The organism is Maridesulfovibrio ferrireducens, assembly GCF_016342405.1.
Taxonomy (GTDB): domain Bacteria; phylum Desulfobacterota; class Desulfovibrionia; order Desulfovibrionales; family Desulfovibrionaceae; genus Maridesulfovibrio; species Maridesulfovibrio ferrireducens_A.
The window spans coordinates 25,811-35,304 of the sequence record NZ_JAEINN010000022.1; the positions used below are offsets into that span (position 1 = coordinate 25,811).

Sequence of the window (9,494 nt, forward strand, 5' to 3'; positions counted from 1 at the left end):
TTACGTCAATTTGAAAAATAGGTATCTTAAAAACAACTAATTAAATGCACCTCAAAATATGACAAAAATATTTCTGACAATTCTACTTATCATCCTGATGATCCCTCTTCCTCTGATCATCGTCATGACTATCGCAAACCGCAAAGAACTTATGCTGCGTGGAACCAGACAAGCTGTATACGACCTGCTTATATCTGTAGCAACCACAGTAATAAGCATGCTTACGGCAACCCTGACTCGCCCGTTTGACTTTCTCTGCCGGGATATACATCCAGAAAAAGAAGGTAATCCTCTACCTGTTCTTATGACTCACGGCCTTTATCATAATAAAACAGCGTGGTTTCTCATGAAGCCGAGACTGCGTAAAGCCGGCTACAGCAACCTTAATACATGGTCATACAACAGCTTCACGACTTCGTATCCCGAACTTGTTCTTAAACTGCGAAGGCGTATCCTTAAACTTTATGCGGAAAACAATAATCAGAAAATTGTGCTTATAGGCCATAGTCTTGGAGGATTAATTATTAAAGGAGCCGTATCCGATCCTGCTGTTGCGGAATCAGTTGCTAAAGTTATCACCCTCGGAACCCCTTTTCGCGGCAGCCTGTTAGCAAAAATCGCTCCGGGAAGATTAGGACGCAGCCTGCATCCAGAGAATTCACTTTTTCAAACAATTCATACAACCCCACCACTCAATTTTATTCAAAAAACGGCTATATTTTCGCCTGTAGATGAAATGGTTCTACCATGGAAAAACCTACTGCCCCGCGAAACAGACTGGAAGACATTACCCTGTCCGGCAATGGGGCATGTTGCTATGCTCTACAGCCCCAAAATCACAAACATGATCATCCGGATTATGCAGCAATAAAAAAAGGGAGAGGACTATTATCCTCTCCCTTCATATTAAATCAAAATATCAACAATCTACTGCACGTCCTAAGAAACATATTCCTCGATTTTAGCTTTAAGCTGATCAGGCGTAAAAGGCTTGGTGATAAAATCGGTAACACCGGTCTTCTTCGCCAATTCAAGCTGAGAAACTTCTGATTCTGTCGTAACCATAATTATCGGGGTTGTTTCAAATCCATCAGTCATTCTAAGCTTTGAAACAAGCTCCATTCCATCCATTACAGGCATGTTCATGTCTGTAATAACAATATCAAACTTATCACCCTGCTCAGCAAAAGAATATGCTTCCTGCCCGTTCTCAGCAATTGAAGGTTCAAAACCGATATTTGTAAGGATGCTACGGTAAAGAGCGAGCATTGATTTAGAATCATCAACGGCGAGAGCTTTTTTACTTCCGGCTTCAACAGTCTCAGGAAGCCTTGCTATATCTGCGTCTGCAACTTCTCCGCCTATCTCCGCAAGCTTACCGCGAAAGGCTTCATGAACTTCAAAATCTTTGGAGGCGACAACGGCGTTCATCATAAAACGACCGATTTTGCCTTCATTATAAAGCCCTTCAAAAATATTCAAAGCTTTCGCTGTAACAACTGCTCTGATAATTTTTCCGGCTTTACTTCCCCCCTTACTGACCATTTCAACCATCTTTTTAATAACCCCGGGATTAACCAAACGGTCAAGACCGTTAATAACCGCAAGAGTTATCAATTCATCATCATTATCAAGCCCATCAATGAGACTGATCACACCCTTCATTGTTCCGATGTTACCAATGGCTTCATATATGGCATATTTTACACTGGAATCTGTAGAATATTCCTTATCAAGAGCATCCATAAGAATTTCAAGACCGCTCTTGTCACCGATAAAACCAAGAACGTTTGCCGCAAGAATCATATCATCCTTGTCTGCCTCCGGAGTAATTACTTTCCGAAGGTAAGGAACTGTTTTAGCGCCAAGTTCTGTCAGACAGTCTGTCACAACCCTGCGGACAGTAGGATTTCTGTGATGTAAATTCTCCACAATAAAATTCAGAGAAGACTCACAGCCGATAGAAGTTAAAGCTTCAACTGCTTTCCATGTGGTTAAATCGCAAACTTCATAATTGGCATCTTCATTATTGCATTTAACGATGGTGATCAGAGACTCGACGGACTTTTCATCTTTCAGCTCACCGGCCACTTCAATAGACATTGAGGCAACCAGATCATCTTCATTCGTGATATTAGCACGGAAAATATCGAGAGCGTACTCCCCCCCTATCTTTGAAAGAGAGGTCAACAACTCAAAAAGCAGATCTGTATCATCTGTCTGCTCCGCTAAAACAGAAAGAACCGGAACCGCTGTTTTAAACTTAAACTCTCCGCATGACCTTATACAAAGGACTTTAAGTTTATCATTTTCACTTTCCAATAATTTAACAGCGCTGCTTTCATCAGAAGAAAGCACTCCGTTTAACGCACTCACAACCATATAATCTACAGAAGTATCTCCAAGAGGATTCTGGAATAAATCAAGAAGCGGATCGAGATCAGCAATATCCTTCCCCATTGAAACTTCATTCAGAATACTGATTTTGTCCAAAAATGATTGTTCTCTAAACCCGATCAGACTAGACATATTAGTGACTCTCTTTTTTTCATTAAAGCAGGATGTTACTCGAAACTGAATTCGATGGTAAACTCTCCGGCCTCGCAGGTAAAAGGAATGGCCATTATGGGGGTAGAGGCCATATGTGAAATAGAGTGATTATCCCCCATAATTACAGACGGAGTGGAACCGGAAAAAGTCAGCCCCTGCTCGACAAGCCCGGCTCTGGCCTGGCCTGAAATCATATTAGTGATTTCACCGACAGCATCCTGAACATCCTGCAAAATATCCTGAATATCATCGCCAAGCATGTTCTTGACAATTGTAACAGCACAATTTTTTGTAAATGTGATTGAAATTGTTCCATTCATATCACCGGTGATACCGACTAACCCAGTAACATCACCAACTGCGGTTTTCCCTTTTTTTACATAAGGCTTACCGGGTTTCGGAGTAATCATAGCCATCATAGATAAAACATCTACAGCGGCTTTGATAAACGGTTTTGCTAATTCAACTTTCATAAAGCTTTCCCTTTATCAGACGTCATTCCCTAAACGGGAGTGCCTACCTAAAGTTGCAAGTTTTCCACAAGATAAAGACATAATTTTCTTGGATACTAACTATAAAGATGAAAAGGTTCAAGAACCTTAGAAAGAATAATGCTTTTTTCATTCATACAGTTGATCCTCCGGATCATAAATTCAATATCTTGTTTAGAAAACCCAAAACAGAACATTCTTCAGTATAATCTTTTTTTATATACAAAGACAAGTTCGCTGTTGTTACTGTTGCAGGCTCCATGATGATTATGTAATTCAAATAAATACATTAAAAAAAAGAGCTAATCTTATACTTGGATGGAAACATGATTCAAAGCATCTTCGGTTTATTCGGATTAATGGTTATAGCTTGGGCGGTCAGTGAAAATAAACGTCATATCCGTTTTAAAAGCATAGCCATAGGACTGCTTCTTCAAATTATCGTTGCTACTATGATGCTGAAAATTCCGGCATTCAGTAATGCTATGATGTCTTTGAATCACGCTGTTGAAGCTTTGCAAGAGGCTACCGAGGCCGGAACAAGTTTTCTTTTCGGATACCTCGGAGGCGGCCCGCTTCCTTTTTCTGAAATTTCACATGGAGCAAGCTGGACTTTAGCCTTCAGGGCATTGCCTCTCATTTTAGTCGTAAGCGCCTTATCCGCACTTCTTTTTTACTGGCGTATCATTCCAATCATTGTAAAAGCATTCTGCTTTGTTCTACAAAAAACAATGAACATCGGCGGCGCATTGGGGCTTAGTGTGGCAGCAAACATTTTTGTAGGCATGGTAGAAGCTCCGATAATTGTCGCCCCCTATGTCAAATCAATGAGCCGCAGTGAACTTATGACCTTGATGGTCAGTGGGATGGCAACTATTTCAGGAACAGTTCTGGTACTTTATGCATCAATTCTTAACCCTGTACTTCCAGGAGCCTTAGGACATATTCTTACAGCATCAATTATCAGCGCTCCGGCGGCTATTCTCATCGCGCAGCTGATGGTTCCTGAAACAACAGACACCCTTGCCGGAAACGGAGTTAATATCACAAGTCCAGCCTCAAGCTCAATGGATGCAATTACCAAAGGAGCTTCTGACGGAGTCAAACTTCTTATCACTGTAGTCGCGCTGCTTCTTGTCCTGATAGCTCTTGTCTCGCTTGCAAATCAAATTTTACATTTTTTCCCCGATGTATACGGCGAACCACTTACACTACAACGCATACTCAGTGTCATAATGTGGCCAATTGTGTGGCTCATGGGAATCCCCGCATCCGAAGCTTCAACAGCAGCAGGACTGATGGGTACCAAGACAGTTCTCAATGAATTTCTGGCCTACCTCCAACTTGCAAACCTTTCTCCGGGTTTGCTGTCACCAAGGTCCACAATAATTATGACTTATGCTATGTGTGGATTTGCTAATTTAGGAAGCTTGGGTATTTTGATAGGAGGCCTCACAGCAATTGCACCTTCACGCAAAGAGGAGATTGTGGAAATGGGAATGAAATCAATTATAGGCGGAACATTGGCAACCTGCATGACAGGTACAATAGTCGGAATTCTTTATTAAAAAAATGAATCCCCCTGAACACACGCCACTATTACAGAGCTTTCTGCATAAAAGAATGCCCGCGAAGAATGCTCTCTTGATCATTGCCGCGATTGTCGTAGGGATATGTTCAGCGTTGGCTGCGATAGCACTGAATACGGCGTTGGAATTCTTTAATCAGCTCAGAATGAATAATTCCGATCACTGGTGGATATTTATTCTTCCAGCTCTTGGAACCGCTACAGCAGTTGTTTTGAGTAAAAACATTTTTAAAGAATCCGGAGGACACGGAGTAGGCGAAGTTATCGCCAAAGTAGGTCTCAAACAAGGAATACTTCGGCCTATATCCATCATAAGCGCTCTCTTGACCAGTCTGCTTACAATTGCCAGCGGTGGCTCTGCCGGACCGGAAGCCCCTGTTGTTGTCAGCGGGTCTTCAATGGGTTCTAACTTATCCAGACTTTTAAAAATGAGCGGTCAATCGAGGATGACTCTTATCGGCTGCGGAGCTGCCGGATCAATTTCAGCGATATTCAACGCCCCTGTTACAGGGATGATTTTTGCAGTTGAGATTATTCTTGGAGAATGGACTCCTTACAACCTTGTACCGATTGCAATTTCTTCCGTTGTTGCCACGCAGACATCCAGAATTCTCGAAGGAAATGTTATTCCTTTCAGTGAACAATTTCCCCCGATGGGCTTCGCAGACTTAGGAATAACAATATTATTGGCGGTACTCACAGCCCTGATATCTGTCGCATTTGTACGATCAATACGACAAATAGGTTCCCTGTCAGCGTCGATCAGCAGCATTCCCTGGCTGAAAGCTGCACTGGGAGGGCTTGCTGTCGGCTTAGTCGGACTATTCCTCCCTCTAGCCCTCGGAGAAGGATACAAATCCATCAGGATGGCAATTCACGGAACTTTCCCGCCGGGCATAACTTTCATAGCTATATTGGTGCTAGCCAGAATATTAACAACGTCATTGACGCTGGGCAGCGGAGGACTTGGTGGTATATTTGCCCCATGCCTAGTCATAGGGTCGACCTTTGGTGTTTTTTTTCATCGCACTTTATCTACAATAATACCGAGTGGATGGATTACAGGAGAGTCTGCCTACGTAATGCTCGGCATGGCGGGAGTCCTGAGTGGAGTAATGCAAGCCCCTTTAACAAGTGTCTTTCTGGTTTTAGAGATAACCAACAGTTATCAGGCTGTGATGCACATCATGACCGTCACATTTATATCATCAATGCTCACCCATGCATTTGAACCATCCTCCTTCTACTTCAAAGATCTCGTAGAAAAAGGACAGCTTCTAAGACCTAAAACTGATGAAAAAATATTAGCCGACATCAACCCTGAAAATCTTATCTGCAAAAATTTAACAGAAGTTTGTCCGCAAATGCCTGTGATAGATTTTTTAAATGTTCTCAAAAACACGAACCAAACCCACATCCCGATTATCGACAGTGAGACAAAAGATTTTATGGGTATGATTGATGTAGCTTCTGCAAGATCTTCAATTTTAGATCCGGAACATCAACACAGTAATATTAGTGAAGTTGCAACGGATAAGAACACTCCGAAAATAGAAAAAGGAATGGGAACGGCTGAAATTCTGGAAATAATGAATAAAAGTGGCAAAAGAACATTGCCTGTAATGAAAAATGGAGAATTCATGGGATTTATAACAAAGGAAGATATTCTTTCAGCTTATCGTGGAGAAATGAAAAATTATGAGAACTGTGACAACTTATTCTAATTGAGCTCTACTGAATATTTTTTAGCAAGCCGTTCGACTTCTCCAAAATTTTGCAAATAACGTATAACTGCACCAATCTCATCAGCCCTTTCAGCCAACGGAGATTTACGAGAAACACCTATATAAACAGGCATCAATTTCGGTTTATATTTAAATGAGCATTCTTCAATATAAGGATCCAGACCCATATTCTTTATAAAATAGTTCCCGACCGAATTGGTAGAAATAATGGCTTGAACCTCTCCTTTTACCAAACCTTCGAAGACTTCAGCGGTGGTTCCATAAAAAACCCTCACCACCCTGTCATCAAGATCGAACGTCGGAAAATACTTGGCTCCTCTTTTCACTCCGACTCTTAAACCGACTAAATCAATATAACGGTTAATCTTATTTCCTGCCCCTTTTTTAACATAAAAACTTTTTATAGATTTAGTTTTATATGGAGGTGAAACATACCGTATATAATCATTCCTTTCATTTCTAAACAACACACTTGTAAGAACATCTATCTCGCCAGATTTTAATTCATCAAGGCTACTATCGAAAGGCACAGGCGCAAATTTTACTTTTAATCCCATATGCTTAAAAATATCTCGAACCAAGTCACAATCAAAACCCTCAAATTTTCCTTCGTCAAGAATCATCCAAGGCGGAAAGGACGCAAAACCAACTGTAACAACACCCTGAGCGTATGCGTTGGTATGAGCATATAAAAAGAACGTCATACACAGCAAGAACAGACTTTTAAGAGCAATATTATTCAGCCGTGTCATCGTCGTCTTTGTAATATTCTTCAATAATATTAAAATCTTCAACATACTTATCTTTGACCACCCTATCAGCGACTTTACCCATAATCATGCGTAATTTTTCAATAATTTCAGGGTCATCTTTCATTATACTTTTAGAACTATTCAAAAACTTGAGTGGAATTTTTTCTTTCACCTAACCCTCTGCATAAAAGACACAATCATTATTAAGCAATAAAACAAACATATCCTCCGCAAATATTTCAATAATAACTTAACGCTACAGTATATATAGAATCACATCAAGAACTTATAGCGGTCCATGCTTATTTAATAAAAATATCGTGCAAAATTGAGCATATACCACTTTAGTTAAGAAATAATTTCACTAATACATTTAAAATATAACTACATTTACTTTTTCTTATTATTATAATAAATTATGTAAAAATAGAATAATTTTTAAATTCAGACTCGTTATAACATCCTCATAGGACATAAAAGAATGAGCAGTCAGGCTAAACAAGACAACTTGATTCCAGAAGAATATCTACAAATAAGCTCCAATATTGTCAGCACATTCGGAAATAGGACACCTGTCTCATTATGTATATATGATGAAGAGTTTTCGAGAGTTGCTCCTCTCTTTCCTAAAGAAACAAGGCTCACTCCCAAAAAGAAAGAACAAATGATCAAACAGTGTCTTGAAGGAAACCTTTTTATTACCAAAGATGACTATGCTGGGCTTGCCGGACACATTAGCCAAAACCTTGGAGCATTGCTCACTGAACACTATCTGGATGAAACTGCTGCTGCTGAAATTTTTTATTCCGGTATATTAGAAAAAATACGATCTTTCTATAGCAATCCTATAACTGAAACCCTTGATCAACTAAAAGCAGTTCTAGCTATTTTTAGTGAATATGTGTGGGTAGACAGAAATCGATGGTCATATTTTTTTAATACATTACGAAGAGAAAATGACCTTTGCTGCCATTCAGTTAATACTTTGTTCGTTGGTACGGCAGTATACCTTAAAACAGTACACAAAGGAGACGAAAAGCTTGAACTCAACTCACTTGGATTAGGCTTAATTTTACACGACATAGGCATGACTCAAATTCCCGCAGCACTTATGACAAAAAACGGGCCTTTCTTGTATAAAGAAAAACAACGAATGCAAGAACATGTTGATATCGCAGAAAAAATGATTAACCGTCTGGAGATAAAAGACGAAATGGTGAGATCCTGCATTCTTGACCATCATGAAAGATTAGACGGAAGTGGCTATCCAAGAGGTCGACGAACTGAGTCAATCTCAACTGAAACTAAAGTATGTAGCGTTGCAGACGCCTTTTGCGCCATGATATCCAAAAGATGGCATAGAAACGGAATTAACCCGATTCTTGCAGCTATAGTTCTAACTGAAAGCAGTAAGCGCTATGACAAAAATCTTACATCCGCATTAGTCTCATTTATTATTTCAAATAATCCAGAAATGCAGACCTTAATAAAGGATAGAGAAAAAATGCAACAATTAAGAGCGTTAGCATTAAAGCAATGTGATTAAACCCGATGCAATTCATCTAAATTAAAAAATATCCTCTTGTTCTCTATCCTTATTCGTGAATACTGAAGAACCTCTTCCGCCCTTGTTCACATCTGATTTATCTTGATTATCAAGACGTTCACCTTTATTAGAATAGCCTTCCTTATCATTATTTCCGTCCTTTAATCCAAAACTCATGATTCGAGTAATTTTCATATCTACATTTTTATCTACTTTTGAGACTACTATTTTAATTTCATTTTCCTTTACAGAATCTTGAATTGTTTCAGAAATAATATCTAAAGCATTTGGGTCAAAATTTTTGCTAGCTTTCTTTTTTATCTTTTCTTTTTCATCTTCATCATTCAATAAGGGGTCTAGTTCTTTCAACCCTCTCCGCTCAAGTTCTTCCGGAGCATCATATGATGCGGATATATTTTTGCAAATAGTCAAGGTAAGTTTTTGTTCCAATTCAACTTCTGAAACTTCAGGAGCATCAGGTAAATTTTTCCCTGAAGAACTGAGAGCATATATAGAGCTTGTTGAATCGTTATAGCTTGAAAAGCTTGATTTTGTATTCTTAATACCTGCTGATTCAAACTGCCTAGCGTTAGTGGAATCTAAACCAATTCCTGATATGGACATTTATTCCTCCTAATTCAAATGTACATTTTTATGCAATATCTAAGTCCGTAAATATATCCAGTTATGGAACACTGTCTATAACTCCCCCAATCAAAGCACGCAAAAAGACCCGTACATGAAAATGTACGGGTCTTTTTTTAAAATAAAGTCCTTGCGACGACCTAGTTTCCCACCAGCTACCTGGCAGTATCATCGGCG

General features: G+C 39.5%; 9 protein-coding genes. 4 read left to right on the top strand and 5 right to left on the bottom strand.

The window, feature by feature from the left end:
• Positions 1 to 58: 58 nt before the first annotated feature.
• The gene (locus JEY82_RS17680; RefSeq protein WP_304088083.1) at positions 59 to 871 is read left to right on the top strand and encodes a triacylglycerol lipase; all 813 of its coding nucleotides are present in this window, start codon (positions 59 to 61) and stop codon (positions 869 to 871) included.
• A gap of 68 nt (positions 872 to 939) precedes the next feature.
• Here JEY82_RS17680 and JEY82_RS17685 read toward each other — a convergent pair whose 3' ends face one another.
• Together JEY82_RS17685 and JEY82_RS17690 are read right to left on the bottom strand one after the other, a co-directional pair.
• On the bottom strand, positions 940 to 2,529 hold the full coding sequence (locus JEY82_RS17685; protein ID WP_304088086.1) for a response regulator: 1,590 nt from the start codon (positions 2,527 to 2,529) through the stop codon (positions 940 to 942).
• A 35-nt stretch (positions 2,530 to 2,564) separates the two neighbouring features.
• Complete coding sequence (locus JEY82_RS17690) at positions 2,565 to 3,023, bottom strand: chemotaxis protein CheX (protein ID WP_092163461.1); 459 nt, start codon at positions 3,021 to 3,023, stop codon at positions 2,565 to 2,567.
• Positions 3,024 to 3,367: 344 nt separating this feature from the next.
• Here JEY82_RS17690 and JEY82_RS17695 point away from each other — a divergent pair, with 344 nt between their 5' ends.
• Positions 3,368 to 4,609 carry a NupC/NupG family nucleoside CNT transporter gene (locus JEY82_RS17695; RefSeq protein WP_304088091.1) on the top strand — a complete coding sequence of 414 codons (1,242 nt, stop codon included), beginning with the start codon at positions 3,368 to 3,370 and terminating at the stop codon, positions 4,607 to 4,609.
• A gap of 55 nt (positions 4,610 to 4,664) precedes the next feature.
• The gene (locus tag JEY82_RS17700) at positions 4,665 to 6,353 is read left to right on the top strand and encodes a chloride channel protein (RefSeq protein ID WP_304088094.1); all 1,689 of its coding nucleotides are present in this window, start codon (positions 4,665 to 4,667) and stop codon (positions 6,351 to 6,353) included.
• On the opposite strand, the gene JEY82_RS17705 is transcribed toward JEY82_RS17700, so the two are convergent.
• The gene (locus tag JEY82_RS17705; RefSeq protein WP_304088097.1) at positions 6,350 to 7,150 is read right to left on the bottom strand and encodes an ABC transporter substrate-binding protein; all 801 of its coding nucleotides are present in this window, start codon (positions 7,148 to 7,150) and stop codon (positions 6,350 to 6,352) included. The two genes, JEY82_RS17700 and JEY82_RS17705, sit on opposite strands and share 4 nt — an antisense overlap.
• Positions 7,110 to 7,298 carry a hypothetical protein gene (locus JEY82_RS17710; RefSeq protein WP_304088100.1) on the bottom strand — a complete coding sequence of 63 codons (189 nt, stop codon included), beginning with the start codon at positions 7,296 to 7,298 and terminating at the stop codon, positions 7,110 to 7,112. Before JEY82_RS17710 ends, JEY82_RS17705 begins: the two co-directional genes overlap by 41 nt.
• 309 nt (positions 7,299 to 7,607) lie before the next feature.
• Here JEY82_RS17710 and JEY82_RS17715 point away from each other — a divergent pair, with 309 nt between their 5' ends.
• Positions 7,608 to 8,672 carry an HD-GYP domain-containing protein gene (locus JEY82_RS17715; RefSeq protein ID WP_304088103.1) on the top strand — a complete coding sequence of 355 codons (1,065 nt, stop codon included), beginning with the start codon at positions 7,608 to 7,610 and terminating at the stop codon, positions 8,670 to 8,672.
• 21 nt (positions 8,673 to 8,693) lie between these two features.
• Here the strand turns inward: JEY82_RS17715 and JEY82_RS17720 are convergent, their stop codons facing one another.
• The gene (locus JEY82_RS17720) at positions 8,694 to 9,296 is read right to left on the bottom strand and encodes a hypothetical protein (RefSeq protein ID WP_304088106.1); all 603 of its coding nucleotides are present in this window, start codon (positions 9,294 to 9,296) and stop codon (positions 8,694 to 8,696) included.
• Positions 9,297 to 9,494 lie beyond the last annotated feature (198 nt).

Excerpts from the sequence above, each read along its gene's own strand:
- JEY82_RS17680 (WP_304088083.1), top strand. The coding sequence starts at position 59 with ATGACAAAAATATTTCTGACAATTCTACTTATCATCCTGATGATCCCT.
- JEY82_RS17715 (WP_304088103.1), top strand. The coding sequence starts at position 7,608 with ATGAGCAGTCAGGCTAAACAAGACAACTTGATTCCAGAAGAATATCTA.
- JEY82_RS17700 (WP_304088094.1), top strand. The coding sequence starts at position 4,665 with ATGCCCGCGAAGAATGCTCTCTTGATCATTGCCGCGATTGTCGTAGGG.
- JEY82_RS17690 (WP_092163461.1), bottom strand. The coding sequence starts at position 3,023 with ATGAAAGTTGAATTAGCAAAACCGTTTATCAAAGCCGCTGTAGATGTT.
- JEY82_RS17720 (WP_304088106.1), bottom strand. The coding sequence starts at position 9,296 with ATGTCCATATCAGGAATTGGTTTAGATTCCACTAACGCTAGGCAGTTT.
- JEY82_RS17695 (WP_304088091.1), top strand. The coding sequence starts at position 3,368 with ATGATTCAAAGCATCTTCGGTTTATTCGGATTAATGGTTATAGCTTGG.
- JEY82_RS17685 (WP_304088086.1), bottom strand. The coding sequence starts at position 2,529 with ATGTCTAGTCTGATCGGGTTTAGAGAACAATCATTTTTGGACAAAATC.